The sequence below is a fragment of the Nitratireductor sp. PBL-C9 genome (assembly GCF_050877045.1).
In the GTDB taxonomy this organism is placed as follows: domain Bacteria; phylum Pseudomonadota; class Alphaproteobacteria; order Rhizobiales; family Rhizobiaceae; genus Nitratireductor; species Nitratireductor aquimarinus.
Genome location: NZ_JBPAXW010000001.1, coordinates 646,765 through 667,965 on the forward strand (window position 1 = coordinate 646,765; position 21,201 = coordinate 667,965).

Annotated in this window: 16 protein-coding genes; 4 read left to right on the forward strand and 12 right to left on the reverse strand. The window is 60.5% G+C overall.

Annotated elements, in window-relative coordinates; all coding sequences use genetic code 11:
- Positions 1-3: 3 nt before the first annotated feature.
- The 4 genes from ACRTG1_RS03050 to ACRTG1_RS03065 all read right to left on the reverse strand — a co-directional run bounded on the left by ACRTG1_RS03050 (position 4) and on the right by ACRTG1_RS03065 (position 5,606).
- Entirely contained in the window at positions 4-975 is a 972-nt protein-coding gene (locus ACRTG1_RS03050; protein ID WP_206545148.1) for an ABC transporter permease, read from the reverse strand.
- Positions 976-996: 21 nt separating this feature from the next.
- The gene (locus tag ACRTG1_RS03055) at positions 997-1,965 is read right to left on the reverse strand and encodes an ABC transporter permease (RefSeq protein ID WP_113156522.1); all 969 of its coding nucleotides are present in this window, start codon (positions 1,963-1,965) and stop codon (positions 997-999) included.
- Positions 1,966-2,026: 61 nt separating this feature from the next.
- Positions 2,027-3,598 (reverse strand): ABC transporter substrate-binding protein, encoded by a 1,572-nt coding sequence (locus ACRTG1_RS03060; RefSeq protein ID WP_113156521.1) that lies wholly within the window; start codon positions 3,596-3,598, stop codon positions 2,027-2,029.
- A 445-nt stretch (positions 3,599-4,043) separates the two neighbouring features.
- On the reverse strand, positions 4,044-5,606 hold the full coding sequence (locus ACRTG1_RS03065) for an ABC transporter substrate-binding protein (RefSeq protein WP_113156520.1): 1,563 nt from the start codon (positions 5,604-5,606) through the stop codon (positions 4,044-4,046).
- Between the two features lie 153 nt (positions 5,607-5,759).
- Between ACRTG1_RS03065 and ACRTG1_RS03070 the strand changes: the two genes are divergently transcribed.
- Complete coding sequence (locus ACRTG1_RS03070; protein ID WP_432515747.1) at positions 5,760-7,238, forward strand: amidohydrolase family protein; 1,479 nt, start codon at positions 5,760-5,762, stop codon at positions 7,236-7,238.
- A 235-nt stretch (positions 7,239-7,473) separates the two neighbouring features.
- Here ACRTG1_RS03070 and ACRTG1_RS03075 read toward each other — a convergent pair whose 3' ends face one another.
- The 7 genes from ACRTG1_RS03075 to ACRTG1_RS03105 all read right to left on the reverse strand — a co-directional run bounded on the left by ACRTG1_RS03075 (position 7,474) and on the right by ACRTG1_RS03105 (position 16,230).
- Positions 7,474-7,647 carry a hypothetical protein gene (locus ACRTG1_RS03075; RefSeq protein WP_162742400.1) on the reverse strand — a complete coding sequence of 58 codons (174 nt, stop codon included), beginning with the start codon at positions 7,645-7,647 and terminating at the stop codon, positions 7,474-7,476.
- Between the two features lie 96 nt (positions 7,648-7,743).
- Positions 7,744-8,964 carry a mannonate dehydratase gene (uxuA, locus tag ACRTG1_RS03080; RefSeq protein WP_432515748.1) on the reverse strand — a complete coding sequence of 407 codons (1,221 nt, stop codon included), beginning with the start codon at positions 8,962-8,964 and terminating at the stop codon, positions 7,744-7,746.
- Between the two features lie 148 nt (positions 8,965-9,112).
- Positions 9,113-10,513 (reverse strand): glucuronate isomerase, encoded by a 1,401-nt coding sequence (uxaC, locus tag ACRTG1_RS03085; RefSeq protein ID WP_432515749.1) that lies wholly within the window; start codon positions 10,511-10,513, stop codon positions 9,113-9,115.
- A 13-nt stretch (positions 10,514-10,526) separates the two neighbouring features.
- Positions 10,527-11,987 (reverse strand): mannitol dehydrogenase family protein, encoded by a 1,461-nt coding sequence (locus ACRTG1_RS03090; RefSeq protein WP_432515750.1) that lies wholly within the window; start codon positions 11,985-11,987, stop codon positions 10,527-10,529.
- Between the two features lie 3 nt (positions 11,988-11,990).
- Positions 11,991-14,369 (reverse strand): TIM-barrel domain-containing protein, encoded by a 2,379-nt coding sequence (locus ACRTG1_RS03095; RefSeq protein ID WP_432515751.1) that lies wholly within the window; start codon positions 14,367-14,369, stop codon positions 11,991-11,993.
- A 10-nt stretch (positions 14,370-14,379) separates the two neighbouring features.
- Positions 14,380-15,684, reverse strand: coding sequence for a TRAP transporter large permease (locus ACRTG1_RS03100; protein ID WP_113156514.1), 1,305 nt, complete (start codon positions 15,682-15,684; stop codon positions 14,380-14,382).
- Positions 15,685-15,693: 9 nt separating this feature from the next.
- Positions 15,694-16,230 (reverse strand): TRAP transporter small permease, encoded by a 537-nt coding sequence (locus ACRTG1_RS03105; protein ID WP_206545155.1) that lies wholly within the window; start codon positions 16,228-16,230, stop codon positions 15,694-15,696.
- Between the two features lie 204 nt (positions 16,231-16,434).
- Here ACRTG1_RS03105 and ACRTG1_RS03110 point away from each other — a divergent pair, with 204 nt between their 5' ends.
- The 3 genes from ACRTG1_RS03110 to ACRTG1_RS03120 are packed head-to-tail and all read left to right on the forward strand — an operon-like array spanning position 16,435 to position 19,991.
- Positions 16,435-17,415: a TRAP transporter substrate-binding protein gene (locus tag ACRTG1_RS03110; protein ID WP_432515752.1), complete on the forward strand. Its 981-nt coding sequence runs from the start codon at positions 16,435-16,437 to the stop codon at positions 17,413-17,415.
- A gap of 27 nt (positions 17,416-17,442) precedes the next feature.
- On the forward strand, positions 17,443-19,248 hold the full coding sequence (locus tag ACRTG1_RS03115; RefSeq protein ID WP_206553030.1) for a glycoside hydrolase family 2 TIM barrel-domain containing protein: 1,806 nt from the start codon (positions 17,443-17,445) through the stop codon (positions 19,246-19,248).
- A 2-nt stretch (positions 19,249-19,250) separates the two neighbouring features.
- Entirely contained in the window at positions 19,251-19,991 is a 741-nt protein-coding gene (locus ACRTG1_RS03120; protein ID WP_113156511.1) for an FCD domain-containing protein, read from the forward strand.
- 308 nt (positions 19,992-20,299) lie between these two features.
- Here ACRTG1_RS03120 and ACRTG1_RS03125 read toward each other — a convergent pair whose 3' ends face one another.
- Complete coding sequence (locus tag ACRTG1_RS03125; RefSeq protein ID WP_206548994.1) at positions 20,300-21,118, reverse strand: ABC transporter permease; 819 nt, start codon at positions 21,116-21,118, stop codon at positions 20,300-20,302.
- Positions 21,119-21,201 lie beyond the last annotated feature (83 nt).

The following is a 21,201-nucleotide window of genomic DNA, read 5'->3' on the forward strand; positions in this document are numbered from 1 at the left end:
ATGCTACCTGAGTTTTGGATTGAGGGCGTCACGGAGCCAGTCGCCGAGCACGTTGACCGAGACGACCAGAAGACAGAGCTGGACCACGGGGAACAGCACGATCCACCAGGAACCGGAGAACAGGTACTGGTTGCCGATACGGATCAGTGTGCCCAGCGAAGGCTGACTGGGTGGCATGCCGATGCCGAGGAAAGAAAGAGTCGCTTCGGTCAGGATCGCCATGCCGAAGTTAAGCGTCGCCGCGACCAGGATGGGGGTAAGTGTGTTGGGCAGGATGTGTTTGACCATGATGCGGCGGGCGGGAACACCGATCAGCCTGGCCGCCTGCACATAATCCTTGCCCGCCTCGACGATGGCCTGAGCGCGCGCCGTGCGCGCATACTGTACCCAGGCGGACAGTGCGATTGCGAAGATGAGCACCGCAGACGCGCCGATCTCGCGCAGAGAAAGCGGCAACATCTGCCGGATCACGGCCGAGACAAGAATGGCGACCAGGATTGTGGGCAGCGAAAGCGTTATGTCGCCGAACCGCATCAGCAGATTGTCGATGAAGCCACCGAAATAGCCGGAAATCAGACCAGCGCTCATTCCGATCAGGAGCGACAGCGCAACGGAGCCGACGCCGATGATGATCGAGATGCGCGTTCCGTAAAGGATCGCCGAGAGCATGTCGCGCCCCTGCGTATCCGTTCCGAGAAGGTAGGGCCACTCGCTGCCCGCCTCCCAGATCGGCGGAAGCTCTGCTTTCCACATGTCGAGCTGGGCGCCATCATAGGGGTTCTGCGGCGCGATGAGCGGCGCGAAAACGGCCGTCAGCACAAGGATCGCCAGAAGCGCGGCGCTGACCATAGCCGCCTTGCTGTGAGTGAAGGACCACCAGACCGCGCTGTCACGCATGCGCGAGAACAATGAGCGTCGCGCTGTCTTAACCGGCGCCACTGGTTTCGATACTTCGGAAATCTGCTGTGTGGACATCGAACTCATCTCTTCGTTCGTTCACTGCGCGGTGCGCAGGCGTGGGTCGATTACCGCATAGGCAATGTCCACTGCGGTGTTCAGGAGGACAAAGATGAAGGCGATGATGCACAGATACGCGGCCATCACGGGGATATCGAGGAATGTCACCGCCTGGATGAACAAGAGCCCCATTCCCGGCCACTGGAAGACAGTCTCGGTGATGAGCGCGAAAGCGATCAGCGAACCGATGTTCATGGCCGTCATCGTCACCACTGGCATCAGGCAATTGCGCAGCGCGTGGCGAAAATAGATGCGCCAGCGTGGAATGCCGCGGGCGCGGGCGAATTTGACATAGTCGGAGCGCAGCACTTCCAGCATTTCGGCGCGCACGAGGCGCATCACCAGTGTGACCTGATAAAGCGAAAGGGAAAGCGCCGGCAGCAACAGCGCGGCACGGCCCGAAGGCGTGAGCAGGCCCGTGGACCACCACCCGATCTGCACAACCTCGCCGCGCCCGAAGGCGGGCAGCCAGCCAAGAACGACCGAGAACACCAGGATCAGGACGATGCCAACCACGAAGCTTGGCAACGACACCCCGATGATGGACACGAACTGCAAACTCTCCGAATACCATTGCCCGCGTTTGATCGCCGTCAAAACGCCAAGGGGTATGCCCACGAGCAGGGAAATCAGCGTCGCAAGAAAAACGAGTTCGAGCGTGGCCGGAAAGCGTTCGGCAATGAGCTTCAGGACATCCTGCCCGTTTCGGTAGGAAATGCCGAAATTGCCCTGTGCCGCGTTGACCACAAAGCGTGTGTATTGCGTCAGGACGCCGTCGTTGAGGCCAAGCCGCTCGCGCAGTTCGTCCCGGTCGGCCTGGGTCATCTGTTCGTTGGCCATCATCTCGACCGGGTCGCCCGCCAGCCGGAAGATGAGGAAGGCGAGCATGGCGACGGCAAGCATGACCATGATGGCGTTGGCCGTGCGCTTGATGATAAAAACCAGCATTCAGGTAACCTTTGGCTAGATCGCGGCCCGGAGGCTTGCTCCGGGCCAGCTGTCGTGGCTGTTACTCGGAGACGTGCGTCAGCCAGTGGCGGACCTTGTTGTCCGCAGCCTGCGCGATCTTATCGATCTTCTTGTCCATCACCCACGCCATGGGCTGCTGGTGCAGCGGGAGCATAACGATCTCTTCCTTGACCAATTCAAGCGCGCGGGTCTGTAGATCAAGCCGCTTTTCCCGATCCATTTCAGTCGATGCCTGTTCGATCAGATCATCGATTTCCGGGTAGCTCCAGCCGCCCCAGTTGAAAACGCCGGCGGTGTCAGACCTGGACTTGATCATCTGAACGAGGATCGAATAGCTGTCCAGCATCGGCTCATTGGCCCAGCCGATCAGATAGACATCAGCCTTGCCGCCGGTGCGCTTCGGCGCCTGAGCGGCGGTCGGTGCGATGTCGAGCTGAGGCTTGAACCCGCCACGGCTGAGCATGTTGACAATGCCCTGGCAAAGCTCTTCCTCGTTCACGTAGGCGTCGGTCGTGCAAACCAGCGTGAACGGGTAATCGGCTGCACCGGCCTCCTGCAGGAGCCTGCGGGATTGCTCTGGATCATACAGGTAGGGCGTGTCCAGTTCAGTGGAGTAACCAGGAATGTCCGGCGCTACGATCGTTCCGGCAGTCCGCGACTTGCCGCGCATGATGCGCTGCTGGATGAGTTTCGGGTCAAGCGCGTGGGCGAACGCCTGGCGCACGCGCAGGTCGTTGAACTTGTTCTCCGAACCATTGTCCAGGGTCGGCTTGCGGTTGAAGCCGAGCATGACCGTGCGAAGGTTTGTGCGCTCCATGACCTTCAGTTCGGGCTGCGCGGAAAGGCGCGGCACATCCTGCGCCGGCGCTTCCTCGCTGAAGTCGATCTCGCCGGAGAGAAGTGCAGCCACGCGGGTCGCGGCAGAGGTGATCGGCACGAACTCGATGCGATCGATGTTGTGGGCCGCCTCATCCCACCAGTTTTCGTTCACGAGAAGGACCGTTTTGCTATCCGGAACACGGCTTTCCAGCCTGAAGGGACCGGTGCCGTTGGTATGATAAGTGGCGTAGCCCTCGATCTGTGCGCCGACATCCGTTGGCTTTTCGGAATCGTTGTCGACCAGCCAGCCCGCATCGAAGATGTGAATGTTTGTCAGGTCGTTGAGCAGGAGCGGATACGGGCCGGTCATTTCAATATCGACCGTGTAGTCGTCCACCTTTTTCGACGACTTATAGGCTGGCAGGTTTCCGCGCAGCGGCGAAACCGGATCACTGACACGCTTCAGCGAGGCCAGAACGTCGTCGGCCGTGAATTCAGCGCCATCGTGAAATGTCACGCCCTCGCGCAGATGAAAACGCCAAACCGTGTCCGAAACCTGCTCCCAGGACGCGGCCAGTGCGGGCTCGATCTGAAGATCGGCGTCGTAGCGAACCAGCCCCTCGTATACGTGATTGAGAAAGGAAAGCGTGTAGCTGTCGCCATAGGAATATGGGTCCAGCGAATAGATATCCCGCGCGGCGCCCCATTTCAGGGTCTCCGCCGACGCCACTCCGGTCAAGGCTCCGCTCAAGCCCAGGGCAATGGTCGCCGCCACTCCGATTTGCTTCAACATTGGTTTGTTCCACTCCTAGAGAGTTGCGCCTCCTTGACGGAGGTCTGCTTCGCTTCAACCCACCGGAAATCGTGGCCAACCACGAGGGATGCGTCTCACGATTGCGAAAGCGCAAACCGGCAGGACAGGAATTTCAGGAAGCGAATGCCGCGCATGCGACCGGTTGAACGCCCCGGCAGTCCAGAAAACCCCACTTGGGGGGCCTCTTCTGCGGCCGCCACGTTACTCTCCCGTCTGAACGCATTGCCTCCCGTCAGACCCATAGGCATTATGGAGGAGGCCAGAATTGTGTCAACTATATTGTCTACAATTTTTCCCGAATCCAAGATTGAAAATGTCGACAAACATGCAACCAAACCCTCGAAGCCGGGCGGCACAGCGCAAGAAGAAGGGCGCTTCATCGGAGAGATGAAACGCCCTTTTTTGCGTATAGTGCCTGGGGCAGTTACTCGGCCATGCGTGTCAGCCAATGGCGCGCTTTGTTGTCGGCCCGGAAGTCGACGTCCTGCACCGTGTCCATCATGGCCCAGGCGATGGGCTGCTGATGAAGCGGTATGAGAAGAGTATCATCCTTTGCGATCTTCAAAGCTGCCTCTTCCAAGGCGAGACGCTTCTCATTGTCCGGTTCCTGTGCCGCCTTACCGACCAGCTCGTCGATCTCGGGATAGCTCCAGCCACCGTAGTTAGACACGCCGGTCGACTCGCTACGCGTGGAAAGAATCTGAGAAAGCAAGGAGTAGGCATCCAGCGTCGGCTCGTTTGCCCAACTCATATTGAACATGTCCGCCTTGCCGTTGGTTCTTTTGGGAGACTGCACCGCACGCGGCCCCATATCAATGGTCGGCTTGAACCCCACGCGCTCCAGCATATTCGCGATGCCGGTGCAGAATTCCTCTTCGTTGATGCTCTCATCGTTCATGCACATATAGTTGAACGACAGTCCTTCCTGCCCCGCTTCGGCAAGAAGCGCCTTCGCCTTTTCCGGGTCTGCCGGCTCGTAAACATCGAGCGCCTTGGCATAGCCAGCGACCTCCGGTGCGATCAGGGAGCCGGAAGGACGCGCCAGCTTTCGCATCACCTTGGCATTAATCAGGTCACGATCGATTGCCGCTTCCACAGCCTGACGGACGCGGATGTCGTTGAACGGGTTCGGGCGGCCATCTTCCAGCGTTTCGCGGCGGTTGAACCCGACAAAAACGGTGCGCAGCTCGGTTCGCTTGTTAACCTGAATGTCCGGCGCAGCCTCAAGACGCGGCAGATCCTGGATTGGTGCGGAATCGACCAGATCGACCTCACCCGAAAGGAGCGCGGCAACACGGGTGGCCGGCGATGCAATGGGCATGAACTCGATGCGGTCGAGATTGTGCTTCTTCTCATCCCACCACTGATCGTTGACGACCAGGATCGTCTGGCTGTCCGGCACCCGGCTTTCCAGTTTGAACGGCCCCGTGCCATTTGTGTTGTGCGTGGCATAACCTTCGACATTGGATGCGAGGTTCGTGGGCTTTTCGCTATTGTGCTCCTTCAGCCATTCGCCACTGAACATGAAGATGTTCGTCATGTCGTTCAGGAACAGGGATGTCGGCGCAGAGACTTCGATATCAACCGTGTAATCGTCGACTTTCTTGATGCCAGCATAAAGCGGGATGTTGCCGCGCAGGGGCGATTCCGGATCGCTCACGCGCTTGAGCGAAGCGATCACATCATCCGCATTGAACGCGTCTCCGTCATGGAATTTCACACCTTCGCGGAGCGTGAAGCGCCAGTATTTATCGTCAATGAGCTCCCACTTGGTCGCAAGTGCCGGCTCGATCTGGAAGTCCGGACCATAGCGGACCAGCCCTTCATAAATGTGATTGAGGAATGCAAGGTTCGATGTCGACGCCACCGAGACGGGGTCGAGCGAATAGATGTCGGCGCGGCTGCCCCATTTAAGGGTTGCCGCACCGGCGGGCAGCGCAAGCGCCGTCGCCATCAAGGCCGATAGGATTGTTCGTTTGAAGCGCATGCTGATGCCTCCCGCTTGGTCGCTTTCAGGAACGAGTTGATGGAACACTCACGGCCAAAACAGCAATTGTCAATTATATTGTCGGCAATTATTGTAAAAAATGTCAGCCAATGCGTCGGGTAGATTGCCGCGCAACCAAGCCGGGAGTGAGATATGAGTGAGCTTCTTCTACTGCACGGGACAATCGTCACCGTCGACGGAACCCGCCGCATCATCGAGGATGGCGGCCTCGCCATTGTTGACGACAGGATCGTCGACATCGGCGCCGCCGACGAGCTGGCGCAGCGCCACGAAGGCAAGAAGGTGCTGGACTGCAAGGACAAGATGCTGATCCCCGGCCTGATCGACGCGCATGGCCACGCCGGCCATGCGCTGATCCGCAGCATCGGCGCCGACACCAACGCCTTGTGGATGCGCATCGTCACACCTGCCTATTATCATTATGTGACACGCGACTACTGGTATGCGGACGGGCTCGTTTCCGGGCTTGAGCGACTGCGCGCCGGCGTGACGACAGGAGCGAGCATCATCACCTCCATGCCGCGCAGCGACGATCCGGCCTTCGCCATCAATCATGCGCGCGCCTATGATGAAATCGGCCTTCGGGAGATCGTTTGTGTCGGCCCGGCGGGATTGCCCTGGCCGCAAACCGTTACGCGCTGGGAGAGCGGCCAGCCGGAACGACGCCAGATCTCCTTTGAGGAAATGATCGAAGGAGCCGAGGCCGTCATCGACGCAGTCAATGGCAGCGGAGACGGTCGCATCAACGTCTTTCTCACGCCATTCACGATCGTGCCCTCGGTCGAGCCCTCCAACGCATCGTCCCCCGACATGGCTGTCAACCTGACGGCGGATGACCGCATGCAAGCGCGACGCGTTCGCGAAACAGCCCGGAAATGGGGCGTTCGCATTCATTCAGACGCTTTCGCAGGGCAAATACGGATGGCGTTTCAAGACAAGGAGAACGCGCTTCTGGGACCAGACGTCCACCTGCAGCACTGCTGGGGTATTTCGCATGAAGAGATCGACATTCTGGCGGAGACGGGAACCTTCGTCACCCACGCACCGCCCGGACGCTCCACCCCGATCATGGACATGATGGCGCGCGGGGTGCCGGTCGCAATCACCTCGGACGGCGCAGCGCCCAGCCGCCATTTCGATATGTTCCAGGTGGCGCGCATTGCGCAGCAGACCCAGCACATATTGCATAATCACGACCGCTATCTGCTGCCACCCGGCAAATTGTTCGAGATGATTACCATCGATGCCGCGCGCGCCATCGGCATGGATCATGAAATTGGCTCGCTGGAGATCGGCAAGAAAGCCGATATTGCCGTGATCGACATGCGCAAGCCGCATCTCACACCCAACTGGATGCCCGTCCACAGACTGGCTCATCAGGTTCTGGGCAGTGATGTGGACACGGTGATCGTGGATGGAAAAGTGCTCATGGAAGGTGGCCGCGTTCTGACGGCAGATGTGCAGTCGGCGCTCGATGAAGGCGAAAAGGAAGCCCGCGCACTGGTCGAGCGGGCGGGACTGCAAGACCACATGCACGAGCCCGGCTGGGGCAAGCTGCATCGAACATTCGAGAAACCTGTGATAGCCCCGGTTCCACCGCAGTACGATTAGTAGGGTGACTCTGGTGCATAGATCCATTTTAAGGATCCATCGATGTGCGATGACATCATGTCAGGTAATGGGCGTGTGAATGCAGTTGGAATTGTGATGCTGTTTTCAATTGCCGAGTGATCAGCACCACATGGGTGGCCCAGTTTGATTGTTCGTGCATGACCGGTCTTTGGTTCATCGGGACATAGGTTTCCTGCGCCGACGGCCGGCATCACTCGCCCTATCCGCTTCTCGTTCACCGGATGACCTTCGTTCTTCCGGTGCAAAATCGTCTGCGCACATCGAAAAACGGCGTCTCCAGAAACTGTTGATCGGTCTGACGCATCAGGGCGAGGTTCATCTCGCCCTTCAACGCTTCAAGAGCGACTGTCGCCGTAAATTCCGGCGAGCGCTGCTTGCGTTTCTGCATCTCTGATCTCCTGTTCTCGAAGACCAGCAGACAACAAATCGCAGCTTACGTCAGTGTCCGCGTTCCGGGGAGCAGGTCAGTTTACAATGCCCCCGTTTAGCTTGCCCCCAGACCATGTGTGCCGTGCTCCAGGGTAGCGATGATGCCGCGCAGCTCCGCCAGCCCCTTCAGGCGACCGATTGCCGGGTACCCCGGCTGGGAGCGGCGTCCGAGATCGTCGAGAATGTCCTGCCCGTGATCAGGCCGGAACGGAATAGACACATCCGCGCGCCCCACGGCCCGGCGGCGCGCTTCTTCCTGCACCACGGCAGCGACAAGATCGACCATGTCCGTGCACCCGCCAAGATGTTCGGCCTCATGGAATGAACAGGCGACCTGGTCGCTCTCACGCTGCACATTGCGCAGATGCAGGAAGTGCACCCGCTCGCCGAGCCGGCGCATCATGCCGGGCAGGTCGTTATCTGGTCTGACACCGAGCGAACCAGAGCAAAGGGTGATGCCGTTTTCCGGTACATCCACCGCATCCATCATCGCCTTGTAATCAGCTTCCGTCGACATGATGCGCGGCAGGCCGAGCAGAGGGAACGGCGGATCGTCCGGATGACAGCACATGCGGATACCCAACTCCTGCGCCAGCGGCACGACTTCTTCCAGAAATGCAATGAAATTGCCGCGAAGCTCATCCGGCGAGATCGTTCCGTATTCGTCGAGGTGCGCCTGGAGACCGTCCAGCGTCAAACTCTCCGTTGCGCCGGGAAGACCCGAAATCACATTGCGAGTCAGCTCTTCCCGCCGCTTCGCGCCCATACCGGAAAAGCGCTCTGCCGCAGCGGCGACCACGTCTTCCGGAAAGTCTTCAACCGCCCCCGGGCGCCTCAGGATGTGGATGTCGAAAGCCGCGAAATCCACGATGTCGAAACGCATGCAGGTGCCGCCATGAGACACCCGGTAGGCGAGATCGGTGCGCGTCCAGTCAAGGATCGGCATGAAATTGTAGCAGACGATCTCGATGCCGGCCCCGGCCAGATGGCGCAGGCTCTGCCTGTAGTTCTCGATATGCTGGCGCCAGTCGCCCTTCTGCTTCTTGATGGCCTCGGAGACCGGCAGACTTTCCACGACCTCCCAGGATAGGCCGGACGGAGAGCCGTCACGGCGCGTTCCGATCTCCCCCTGCCGCGCGGCGATGGCCTCGGGGGTCCAGACGTCACCGGTCGGCACCTGATGGAGCGCGGAAACCACGCCCTCCACCCCGGCCTGTAGCATGTCGTCCGTCGAAACCAGATCATTCGGCCCGAACCATCGCCATGTCTGTCGCATACTATCCTCGTCACCCTGTCGCAGCGCCAGTGGAGCGCCGCATGCAAATGCTGGACCGCTTCATCGTTTCACGCATGCGGTGAAGCGATCCAGGAGTTCTTGTTCACGCAATTCCCGCCGGAAAACCGATCAATGCTCGGGAAGAGCTCTAGAGAAACCACCGCCGCGCATTGCGGTAACAGATGTCTTCAATGATCCCCGCGGCGAGGTCATGGTCCGGGGGCATGGCCCCCTCTTCCATCCAGCCGCCCACCATGCGGCAGACAAGCCGCCGGTAGTATTCGTGCCGTGGAAAAGACAGGAAGGAGCGGCTGTCTGTCAGCATTCCGACAAAACGCGACAGAAGGCCCATCTGTGCGAGCTGCGTCAGCTGATGCTCCATGCCGTCCAGCTGATCGTTGAACCACCAGGCCGCGCCCGCCTGCACCTTGCCCGCCGTGCTGCCGTCCTGAAAATTGCCGGCAGTCGCGGCGATCATCGCGTTTTTCGTGGGGTCGAGGCAGTAGAGGATGGTGCGCGGCAGCTCATCCGTCCGGTCGAGCCGGTCAAGAAACGCGTTGAGAGCGCCAGCAACGGCCAGATCGTTCATGGAATCGCCGCCCGAATCCGCCCCCAGCGCGTCGAACAGACGCGTGCGCGTGTTGCGCAACGGTCCGATGTGGAGCTGCATCACAAGGTCGTGCTTCGCATAGGCACGGCCAAGCTCAACGAGCAGCGCGGTCTGGAAATCGGCAATCTCATCCTCATCCAGGGTTCCGCCATCCAGGCGCTTCCGCAGGATGGCGTCGAGACGTGCGGCCGTCGCGTACTGTCCGGCCCGCAAAACCTCAAGCCCGTGATCGCTCGCGCGGCAACCAAGCGCCACGAAACGCGTGAGCCGATTGTTCAGCGCGCCCACGAGATCGTCAAAGCGCCTTACCGGCGTCCCGCTCACGGTGGCCAGCTTTTCGACATAGGTCGCAAAGCCTTCCGCCTCGATCTTGATTGCCCTGTCGGGACGAAAGCTCGGAACCACCTTGAAAGGCAATCCCGCGTCGAGCATCGCCTCGTGATGTTCCAGCGTGTCGGTCGGGTCGTCGGTGGTGCCGACCAGTTCGACCTTCATCCGCTCCAGAAGACCGCGCGCCGAAAACGCGGGCCTCGAAAGCTGCGCATTGGCCGCTTCCCAGCATGCATCTGCAGTGGCGGGCGAAAACACCGTGCCCTCAAGGCCGAAATAGCGCCAGAGCTCCAGGTGCGACCAGTGGTACATCGGGTTGCCGATGCATTGCGGCATGGTTTCGGCGAACGCATCAAACTTTGCGCGCCATCCGGCCTTGCCCGTGATGCGCTCTTCCTCAATGCCCGCCCAGCGCATGAGCCGCCACTTGTAGTGGTCATGTCCGAGCCAGAGCTCGCCGATATTGTCCCAGGTGCGGTTCTCCGCAATCTCCTGCGGCGGCAGATGATTGTGATAGTCGATGATCGGAAGATCCGCCGCCACTTCGTGATAAAGCCGCCGCGCCGGCTCGTTCGGCAGCAGGAAGTCCGGTCCGAGAAAAGGCTGCATTTTTCTACCCGTTTTACCCGTTGGCCAGATCGTGTCTGTCGCACGCCGCGCCGATGGCAGCGCGGACACCTGTTCCGCGAAGGGCGCGGTACGCTTCATGGATCGCCTGTCTGAAACGTGGATCTTTCTCCAGTGGCTGCGGGAAAACCGCCTCCACGCCGAGAAGAGCGTCGACATAGGCCGCGCCGTCTTCGCCGCCAGCGATTTCCAGGAGACGCCCGGCAAGCGGATCTGAAAGCGACAGCGCTTCGCCCGTTTCGCTTTTGCCGCGCAGATAGGCCATCCAGCCGGCAACGCCGAGCGCCGACAGAGGCCATGGCGCGCCTGTTTGCAGGTGCGCGGCGATGGGCGCGAGAAGACGCTGCGGCAGCTTTTGGCTGCCGTCCATCGCGATCTGCTGCGTGCGATGGCCAAGGCGCGAATTGGAGAAACGCTGCATCAACGCCTTCGCATAAGCGTCAAGATCTACATCGGCAGGCACCGACAGGGTCGGTGCCTGCTCCTGCAGCATCAGCATCTGCGCAGAACGGCCGAACACGGGGTCCGCCATGCAGTCGGCCACGGTCTCGTGCCCGGCAAGCGCACCGAGATAAGCGAGAAAGGAATGGCTGCCGTTGAGCATGCGCAGCTTCATTTCCTCATAGGGCCGCACATCCTCGACCAGCATCGCACCGGCCGCAGCAAAATCGGGATGGGCGGCAGAAAAACTGTTTTCAATCACCCACTGGCGGAAGGGCTCGCAAACGATGCCCATCGCGTTCTCATCCCCGGCAGCTTTCGTCACCAGTTCCCGCCCCGCAGCGTCGAGCGCCGGCACGATGCGATCCACCATGGTGGAGGGGAAGGCGACATTGCCGACGATCCAGTCCGCCAGATCGTTCTCGACCGCCCCGGCGTAGGCAATGACGGCTGCGCGCAGGGCCGTCCCGTTTTCCGGAAGGTTATCGCAAGCCATCAGAGTCAGCCCGCCGGCTCCTGCCTCGCGCCTGCGCCGCAGACCCTCCACCAGAACACCAATTGCCGAACGCGGGGCGCGCGCATTCTCCAGATCGACGCTGATGGCTGGATTGCTCCGGTCAAGCTGTCCGTTGCGCAGGCAATAGCCCTTCTCGGTGATGGTGAGCGTCACCAGGCAGAGCGCCGCGCTGGCCATCAGGTCCGGCACCGCGTCTACACCGTCGCGCTGCGGGTTCAACGTACCCACGACACAACCGATGGTGCGTGCGCGCATAGCTGTGTCATCGGCCTCGATAACCAGATATTCGCGGCCCTGCGCGTCGAGTTCGCTGAGTTCGTCGGCACCGGAATTGAGACGCGCGACCACCGCGCCGAAGTCACCGCCCGCCGTGTCCAGCGCGTCATCGAGATAGCGCAGCGTGTGCGCCCGCGAGAACGCGCCAAAGCCGATATGAAGCACACGCGGCTTCAGCTTCGAACGGTCGTAGGCGTAGCGTTCACGAACGATTTCGGCCATGCGTCAGTCTTTCTCCAGATAGTCGCCCGGGGCGAACGGTCTGCCATTGACCGCAAGCGGGCGCGTCTCGCCCGCGGGCAATGTTATGCGCAGCCTGTCATAATGGGGCTCGAAAGCACCTTCGCTGCTTATGGAAAGCGCGATCTGCGCCCCGGTGCATTTCAGCCGGTAGGTGCTGATACGGAAGGCGTTTTGCGCCGCGTCGATGCCAATACCGTCATCCTCATATTCGCAGCTTTCGCCTTCCCCCTCGCCCCTCGACGGAAAAACAGCCAGCGTTCGCGCCGTGTCGCTGGCGGCGTCGGCGCGGTCGACGGCATCGCCGAGCGGAAGAACGCATCCGGCGCGCACGAAGAGCGGCATGCTTTCCAGTGTTACGGGAATGGTGATTTCCTGCCCGCCCGCATGCCAGTTTCCGGTCCAGAAATCCCACCAGCCAGCGCCATTGTCCGGCAGGTAGATGCAGCGTTCGCAAGCGCCCGGCTCTACCACGCCTGCAACGAGAAGATCGCGTCCGAGCATGAAATCGGACGTCTCCTCGAAGCAGCGTGCATCGTGTTCATGGTCGAGAAAGGTTGGTCGAACGATCGGTTCGCGCAATGCCACCGCCGCACGCAACAGCGTGTAAAGATAAGGCAAAAGCCGATAACGAAAACGGATCGCCGCGCGAATGAGCGGTGTAACCTCAGGGTACATCCACGGCTCGTTGACGGTGCCATCGTCATTCCACGAATGGATCGTGAAACGCGGATGGAAGATGCCGTTCTGGACCCAGCGCACGAACAGTTCGGGTTCGGGCCGCGGGCCGGCAAAACCGCCCACATCGTGACCGATATTGTAGAACCCGCTAAGGCTCATGCCGAGTCCCATGGAGATGTTGTAGCGCAGCGTCTCCCAGGATGTGTAATTGTCGCCCGACCAGGTCTGCGCGTAACGCTGCAGGCCCGGCGCGCCGGCCCGGCAAATAAGATAGGGGCGCTCGTGCGGCCTGTGTTCAAGCTGGGCCTCGAAAGAAGCGCGCGTCATCAGAAGTGAAAAGAGCGGGCGGATCAGACCGACCGGTATCGGTTCGCCAAAACCGTGGCAGCGCGCTTCATCGTCCCAGATTTCGTATTCGTTGTTGTCGTTCCAGGTGCATTCGATGCCCTGGTCGAGCAGTTTTGTGGTAACGTTTTCCTTCCACCAGTCGATGGTCGCCGGGTTGGTGAAATCGAGATGCGAGCCCTCGTCGTCCCAGAAGCTGGAGCGCTCCGGCGCATCGCTTTCGCTGTCGCGGATGAACAGTCCGCGGGCGGCGACATCCTCGTAAAGCGGGTGATCCTGAAGAAGACACGGCTTGATGTTGGCCGCCAAGTGCATGCCCGCATCGCGGAAATGTTTCGAAAGCCGTTTCGGCTCGGGCACGCGGTCATGATTCCAGTTGAACACGTAGCGCTTGTGACCAATGGCCGTGTAGCCGGATGACATCTGGAAACTATCGCAGGGGATCGCGTGTTCAGCGCACAGGTCCACGAACCCCTGAAGCTGCTCCTGCGCATTCCCGGCATCCGTATAGGACATGGTCGACCCGGAATAGCCAAGCGTCCAGCGCGGCGGAAACGCCGTGCCACCGGTCAGCCAGTTCTGCATCTTGACCACGTCGAGGACGGTCGGTGCCCAGCTAAAATAGAAATCCAGATCGCCATCAAGAGCGCGGTAGGCGCGGAAGCGACCATGGTAATTGTCGTACTCATTGCCAATGTCGAACCAGCTGCCCGCCAGATTGTCATAGAACAGACCGTAGGAACCGGCCTCCGGCGTGCGTGTCACTGTAAAGGGCAGAACCTTGTAAAGCGGATCCGTGCTCTTGGCATCATAGCCCATGGCGTCGAGATTGCGCATCTCGAAACGGCGTCCATTGCGCTTCAGGTCACCCGCCTTCTCGCCGAGGCCGTAGACGAGATCTTCCGGCCGGTAGGCCAGGAAATGCGCGTTGCGACTGTCACGCACACCGGCCATGTAGGCGCTGGTGGCGCGATCGGCAGCAAGCGGGCGATAACCGCCCGCCCCGTCGCTCGCCTCCCACTTCAGCGCCAGCGGCCGGCGAATGGTCAGGCGCACTTGCGGCGTGGTGAGAACCAGACTTGTTCCGCGCTCCTCGAAAACGAAGCCCGGACAAGTGAAACCGGAGAGATCATCGCGTCTGCGCCCTTCCCACGGGGCCTTGCCCCCGGGCGCGATGCTCCAGCTCCGGTCGAGCCGCCAGACGCCATCGCGCTTGAGCGAAATCCTGAACAGCGCCTCTTCCAGCACATCGACCCTGAAGTGATGCCGGCCATCGACAAGAAGCGTCAGGCCGGTTTCACTCCGTTCGATGAAGGACCAGTTTTTCAGCGTCTTCATCTTTGCGAGCTCAATAATTCAGAAGCAGACGCGGCAGCCACAGGCTGAGCGCGGGAATGTAGGTAACGGCAAGCAGCAGGGCGAAAAGCACGGCATAGAAGGGCAGAAGAGGCCGCAGCACCGAGGCGATCGACGTCTTGCCGACGGAGCAGCCGACGAAAAGCGCCGAACCGACCGGCGGCGTACAGATGCCGATGCACAGGTTGAAGGTCATCATCACACCGAAATGCACCGGGTCCATGCCGAGATCCTTCACCACCGGCAGGAAGATCGGCGTGAAGATCAACAGTGCCGGCGTCATGTCCATGAAGGTTCCGATGACGAGCAGAGCCAGGTTGATGATGAGCAGAATGACGATCGGGTTCTCCGACAGCGCCAGAAGCGCATCCGAGATCATGTAGGGAATGTCGGCAAAGGCCATGGCCTTGGACATGGCAATCGACGCGCCAATCATCAAAAGGACGATTGAGGTGGTGACGGCCGCCTCGATGAGCACGGACGGCAGGTCGCGAATGGTGATTTCGCGATACCAGAACAGCGCCAGGAACAGCGTGTAGACGACCGCGATGGCGGACGCTTCCGTGGCGGTGAAGATGCCGGCGATGATGCCGCCCATGACGATCACGATAAGGCCGAGCGGCGGCAGCGCGCGCAGCCCCGTATCGACGACTTCGCGCCAGGACGACCGCTCGGCCACCGGATACCCCCGCCGCTTGGCGATGATGCCGGCAACCAGCATCAGGGAAAGGCCCATCAGAATGCCGGGCACATAGCCGGCCACGAAAAGAGCGGCGATCGACGTGCCGCCGGTGATCAGCGAATAGACGATGAAGGTCGCGCTTGGCGGAATCAGAAGGCCGGTCGGGCAGGAGGCGATGTTCACCGCCGCCGAAAACGACTTGTCATAACCCTCCTTCTCCTGCAGCGGCGCCATGACGCCGCCCACGGCGGCAGCCGACGCGACGGCGGAGCCGGAGATCGAACCGAACATCATGTTGGCCAGAACATTGCAGTGTGCCAGCGCGCCGGGCAGCCGCCCGCCCAGCACCTTGGCGAAATCAATGAGCCGCATGGCAATGCCGCCGCGATTCATGATGTGACCCGCCAGGATAAAGAAGGGAATGGCCAGAAGCGTGAAACTGTCGAGACCCGAGGCGATCTGCTGGGCGACGATGAAGACCGACTGGTTGAAGGTCATGAACGTCATGAACGTCACCACAGACGCAAGGCCGATGGCAAAGGCAATGGGCACGCCCAGCACCATGAAGAAGGCGAAGGAACCGAACAGGACGATGGCGTTGAAATAGTCTTCCATGATCGTCTCCTAGTCGCCCATCAGCGGGGCAACGTCGTGCCCCATCAGGATGTCGCGCGCCGACAGCCCGCAATAGAACAGCATGACCAGGCCGGAGAACGGTATGGCGCCATAGACGTAGCCCATCTGCACCCGCAGCACCGGCGAAACCTGCCCCGTCTGCAGCACACCCAGGAGAAGCTGCCCGCCGCCATAGACCATGACCAGCCCCGCGAAGGCGGCAACCATGCCGACGATCACCAGGCGCAGGTTGCGCTCCGCAGCGCCCTTCAGACTGAGCGGCAGAAGGTCGATGGCGAGATGCCGTTTCAGGCCAAGCGTGTAAGCCCCGCCGATCAGCGCCAGCCACATGAACAGAAACCGCGCCAGTTCGTCGGTCACCGTGCTTGGTGTACCGAACACGTAGCGGCTGACCACCTGCCAGACCACACAGACGACCAGAACGGCAAAGATGATGCCGATGATCGCGCGCAGCGATGCGTCGATGACACGGTGCATCCGTTCCAGGCCACCAGTCCTGGCCGGCCTTCCAGCGGACTCGTTCATGAATCCTCCCCGACAGTTTCGGCGCCTCGGCGGCGCATTTCCGGTCAGGATTCCCTGTTTTGCAAAATTGGTCAACCAAATTTCAGTTATGGATTGACTTTTGGTCGCCCAATTTGGAAAGTTTGCGACCAGGGAGAACTATTGGCGCACCATTTTGCCGGCTGCTCCCTTGCGTACCTAATTTCAACAGGGAGGGTTTCCTCGATGAAGAAGATGTCCGCTATCGGCGCGCTTGCTGGTGCAATCGCCATGCTCATGGCCGGGACCGCTTATGCCAAGACGCTCAAGCTCAACCACAACAACCCGGACGACCATCCGCTCCACAAGAGCATGGAGTTCATGGGCGACCGGGTCGAAGAACTGACCGACGGCGAGATCAAGATCCGGGTCTACGCCAACGCCCAGCTCGGCACCCAGCGCGAATCCATGGAGCTCGTGCAGAACGGCCAGCTCGACATGGCCAAGTCCAATGCCAGCGAGCTCGAGGCTTTCGAGGACTCCTACAGCGCACTGAACCTGCCCTACATCTTCAAGGACGAAGACCATCTCTTCGACGTTCTGCTCGGCGAGATCGGCGACGAGGTTTTGATGGCGTCGCGCGACAAGGGTTTCATCGGCCTGACCTACTACACCGAGGGCGCGCGCTCCTTCTACGCCAACAAGCCGGTCAAGACGCCGGCCGACCTGAAGGGAATGAAGGTTCGCGTCCAGCCGAGCCCGTCGGCGATCCGCATGGTCGAGCTCCTTGGCGGCAACCCGACCCCGATCAGCTGGGGCGAGCTCTATAGCGCGCTGCAGCAGGGCGTCGTCGACGGCGCGGAAAACAACCCGACCGCGCTCACGAGCGCCCGGCACGGCGAAGTCTCCAAGCACTTCTCCTTCGACGAGCACACCATGATCCCGTCGATTGTCGTGATCTCCACCAAGGTCTGGGACGAACTGAGCGACGAGCAGCAGAAGGCGCTCAAGCAGGCTGCGACCGAATCCGCCCAGTTCCACCGCGAACAGTGGAACAAGGCCAGCGAAGCCTCCATCGAGCAGGCCAAGAAGGAGCTCAATGTCGAGTTCCACGAGGTCGACAAGGCTGCCTTCGCAGAAGCCGTCGCGCCGATGCACGAGGAAACCGCCGCGAAGTCCCAGAAGGTCTCCGACCTGATCGACCGCATCAAGGCTGCCGGCGAATAAGCCACACCCGACCGACGGAGAAAAGACGTGCTCGAGCGATCTCACCTGGCCGAAAACGCGCTGACAGCGCTGCATGACGAGGACTATGACGTCCCCTTCAATACGCAATCGCTGAACAACACCACCATGATCTTCACCGGTGGGCGGCAGGCGCGCTCGCTCGACGGCGCGTATAATTTCTGCGTCGATCTCCTCGACACGGGGCTGCGGCAGAAATGGTTTTCCATGCTGCCGCAACCCCAGGAGGAAAAAACCGAGCCCTGGGATTACGATCCCTATGAGGGCGAGACGGTTCCGGTTCCCTCATGCTGGGCAATGCTCAAGGAGAAGTGGTACTTCTTTGAGGGCAGCGCCTGGTACACGCGCCCGCTCGACATGGAAGAGCTGAGCGCCGATCGCCGTTACTTCCTGCGCGTCGGCGCGGCACAATACGATTGCAAGGTGTTCCTCAACGGCGAATTCCTCGGCAATCATTACGGTGGATCGACACCCTTTTTCCTTGAACTGACCGATCATCTGCGCGAAGGCCGCAACTGGCTGATGTTCTGCGTCAACAACACCCGTACGCTGGACCGCGTACCGATGCGCAACACCGACTGGTTCAACTATGGCGGCATCTACCGCGAAGTGGAGCTCTACGAAACGCCGAAGACCGTCATTCGCGACCTGTTCGTGCGCCTTGCCGGCGACGCGGGTTACGAACGCATCGAGGTGTCGGGCGACGTCGATGGCAACGCCCAAAGCGCGCGGCTGACCATTCCCGCACTCGGCATTGATGCGACCCTGCCAATTCAGGATAGCCGTTTCCACGCGCTTCTCGACGCCCGACCGGAACTCTGGTCACCCGCCTCGCCCCGTCTCTACGATGTCACGCTGGAAGCGGGCGGTGACCTCGTCCAGGACCGTGTGGGCTTCCGGCGCATCGAGCGCAGCGGAACCGACATCCTGCTCAACGGAAAGCCGGTTTTCCTGCGCGGCATCTCCGTACACGAAGATGATCTGAAGCACGGCAAGGTGACGGGTGAGGACGACCTGCGCCGCCGTTTCGAACATGCGCGTGAACTGGGCTGCAACTATCTGCGCCTTGCGCATTATCCCCATCACGAGCGCGCGGCACAGATGGCCGACGAGCTCGGCTTCATGCTCTGGGAGGAAATCCCTGTCTACTGGGCAATCGATTTCGAGAACCCGGCAACCTTCAAGGATGCGCAGAACCAACTTCTCGAACTGATCAAGCGCGACCGCAACCGCGCCAGCGTGATCATCTGGTCGGTCGGCAATGAGAACCCCGACACCGATGCACGGCTGTCCTTCATGCGCCGGCTCGCCGAGACCGCCAAGGAGGCAGATCCGACGCGCCTCACTTCCGCGGCCTGCCTCATCAATCACGCCAGGCGCAAGATCGAGGATCGCCTCGCCGACCACATCGACGTGATCGGCATCAACGAATATTACGGCTGGTACGATGAGAACATCGACGACCTGGAAGTGATCGGCCGCAACTCCGCGCCCGACCGTCCGGTTGTCATTTCCGAGACAGGCGCCGATGCTGCCATCGGCGAAGGGGCGCCGAAGAAGGGCTTCTTCAGCGAAAGCTACATGGCTGACGTCTATCGCGACCAGATCGCGATGCTGCGTCGCCTTCCCTATGTGAAGGGCATATCCCCGTGGATACTCTATGATTTCCGCATTGAGCGCCGGCAGAATATCTATCAGGCTGGCTTCAACCGGAAAGGGCTGATCCACGCGGACAAGGAAACGCGCAAGGAGGCGTTTTCCATTCTGGCGGCCTGGTATCATGAGCTGGCAGCCGGAGAACGCGAGGAGGACTAGAAATGGCTGCAACGGCCAAACGACGCTATCAGGATGTGGCCGAAGCACTGAAGCAGGACATCGTCGCGCGCGGCTGTGCGGTGGGCGACCGCCTGCGGACGGAACGCCAGATTTCCGAAGACATGGGCGTCAGCCGTTCCGTCGTCCGCGAAGCCGTCATCATGCTGGAGATCGAAGGGCTGGTGGAGGTACGCAAGGGCTCCGGCATCTATCTGGCGCGCCTGCCCCATGCGTGCCCTAATGAAACGGCGGTCGACTTTGGCCCCTTTGAACTGCTGCAAGCCCGCCAGCTATTGGAAAGCAGCATCGCAGCGCTTGCCGCCGTCACCGTCACCAAGGCGGACATCATGCAGATGCGTCAGGCGCTCGCTTTAGAGAACAAGGCCATTGAAGCTGGCGACGACGATTATTCTGGTGATGAACTTTTTCATCGACTGATTGCCGAAGCTACCCAGAACGCCGTTCTCGTCGACATGGTCGAGGAGCTGTGGCGCAAACGCGCGCAAAGCCGGATGTGGGCGCGGCTGCACAATCGAATTTTCGATAAGACCTACCGTTCCAACTGGCTGTCGGATCACCACGCGATCCTGAATGCCCTGCAGATGAAGGACGCCCCGGCGGCGCGTCAGGCAATGTGGCAGCATCTGGAGAACGTCCGCCTCACTCTTATGGCGCTCTCTGACGTCGATGATCCGGAATTCGACGGCTATCTCTTCTCCTCAGAGGCCATCGCTCCGGCCTAGGGCCAGACTGCGCTGCAACTCAACGAGTACGGGTGAATTGTTTCACCCTCTTCTTTCGGTTGCGCGGTTCGTAGGAAAGTGATCTCACTCCACATTTGCATGACTGCGGTTCTCGGCTCGCGGTGATGGTGAACCGCTGCGGGTTTGCCGGAGGCTGATTTCGGTTGGTTACGCGTCAATTTTGAATAGATGGAGTGGTTGCCGACGGTTCTGGCGGCGGCCTTTCCCGCCAAATCACCCGCAGCAGTGAAACAGACAAGGCCGTCCGCGTGAAACCTTAAATCGACTCTGCGTTCATCGAAGATGCTCTAGTTGTGAGCGTTGTTGAGTGTCGGATCCAGTCGATCCCGCAGCCAGTCGCCTGCAAGGCTGATCGACAGCGTTGTCAGGAAAATCACCACGCCCGCAGGCACACCTACCCACCAGGCCGAAGCCAGGTAGGTGCGTCCGTCCCCTAGCGCCAGCCCGAGGCTCGTCTGCGGCGGCTGGATCCCAAGCCCCAGGAAACTCAGCGATGTCTCCAGAAGGATCAAATCGGGAAAATTGAGGGTCACCTGAACGATCAGGATGGACAGGATGTTCGGCAGGATATGGCGTAAATAAATCTGCACCGGCGGGATTCCGAGGGTGCGGATGGCGAACGCATAACTTTGGCTGTTTGCCTGCAGAACCAGCCCGCGGGTGACACGCGCATATGTTTCCCAGCCATGCAGCCCCACAATGAGGATGAACAGTTCGATCGAGTTTCCGAAGAAAGCCAGAATGGCCAGGACGATTATCAGGAAAGGCATGGCCGCCTGCAGGTCGACCAGGGTCATGATCGCTTCTTCAACCCAGCCACGGAAATGTGCAGCGACAATGCCAATTACCGTGCCAACCGTTGCGCCGATCAGGGAGCCCGCGAGCGCGATGATCACGCTCATCCGAGTGCCGTAAAGCAGTCGGCTGAGGACATCGCGGCCGAGGTTGTCGGTACCCAGTAGATGAGCGGCATCGCCACCTGCGAAGACGGGGGGCTTGAGGCGGGAAAGCAGGCTCTGCTCGGTGTAGGAATATGGCGCGAGGAGGTCAGCAAAAATGGCTACGAACACCACCAGCGCCAGCCAGATGAAAGAGAGCTGAACCATGGGACCGGGAGCAGTTGCGGAACGTTTCGCACGGGCCCTTCGCCGCCAGAAGACGTCAGGACGTTCTGGAGTGAGGGAGAGAT

What these genes read in the sequence shown, in the direction of transcription:
- ACRTG1_RS03100 (WP_113156514.1), bottom strand. Translation starts at nt 15,684, where the DNA reads ATGGAAGACTATTTCAACGCCATCGTCCTGTTCGGTTCCTTCGCCTTC.
- ACRTG1_RS03110 (WP_432515752.1), top strand. Translation starts at nt 16,435, where the DNA reads ATGAAGAAGATGTCCGCTATCGGCGCGCTTGCTGGTGCAATCGCCATG.
- ACRTG1_RS03125 (WP_206548994.1), bottom strand. Translation starts at nt 21,118, where the DNA reads ATGGTTCAGCTCTCTTTCATCTGGCTGGCGCTGGTGGTGTTCGTAGCC.
- uxaC (WP_432515749.1), bottom strand. Translation starts at nt 10,513, where the DNA reads ATGCAGCCTTTTCTCGGACCGGACTTCCTGCTGCCGAACGAGCCGGCG.
- ACRTG1_RS03060 (WP_113156521.1), bottom strand. Translation starts at nt 3,598, where the DNA reads ATGTTGAAGCAAATCGGAGTGGCGGCGACCATTGCCCTGGGCTTGAGC.
- ACRTG1_RS03095 (WP_432515751.1), bottom strand. Translation starts at nt 14,369, where the DNA reads ATGAAGACGCTGAAAAACTGGTCCTTCATCGAACGGAGTGAAACCGGC.
- ACRTG1_RS03105 (WP_206545155.1), bottom strand. Translation starts at nt 16,230, where the DNA reads ATGAACGAGTCCGCTGGAAGGCCGGCCAGGACTGGTGGCCTGGAACGG.
- uxuA (WP_432515748.1), bottom strand. Translation starts at nt 8,964, where the DNA reads ATGCGACAGACATGGCGATGGTTCGGGCCGAATGATCTGGTTTCGACG.
- ACRTG1_RS03120 (WP_113156511.1), top strand. Translation starts at nt 19,251, where the DNA reads ATGGCTGCAACGGCCAAACGACGCTATCAGGATGTGGCCGAAGCACTG.
- ACRTG1_RS03055 (WP_113156522.1), bottom strand. Translation starts at nt 1,965, where the DNA reads ATGCTGGTTTTTATCATCAAGCGCACGGCCAACGCCATCATGGTCATG.
- ACRTG1_RS03065 (WP_113156520.1), bottom strand. Translation starts at nt 5,606, where the DNA reads ATGCGCTTCAAACGAACAATCCTATCGGCCTTGATGGCGACGGCGCTT.
- ACRTG1_RS03050 (WP_206545148.1), bottom strand. Translation starts at nt 975, where the DNA reads ATGTCCACACAGCAGATTTCCGAAGTATCGAAACCAGTGGCGCCGGTT.
- ACRTG1_RS03075 (WP_162742400.1), bottom strand. Translation starts at nt 7,647, where the DNA reads ATGCAGAAACGCAAGCAGCGCTCGCCGGAATTTACGGCGACAGTCGCT.
- ACRTG1_RS03090 (WP_432515750.1), bottom strand. Translation starts at nt 11,987, where the DNA reads ATGGCCGAAATCGTTCGTGAACGCTACGCCTACGACCGTTCGAAGCTG.
- ACRTG1_RS03070 (WP_432515747.1), top strand. Translation starts at nt 5,760, where the DNA reads ATGAGTGAGCTTCTTCTACTGCACGGGACAATCGTCACCGTCGACGGA.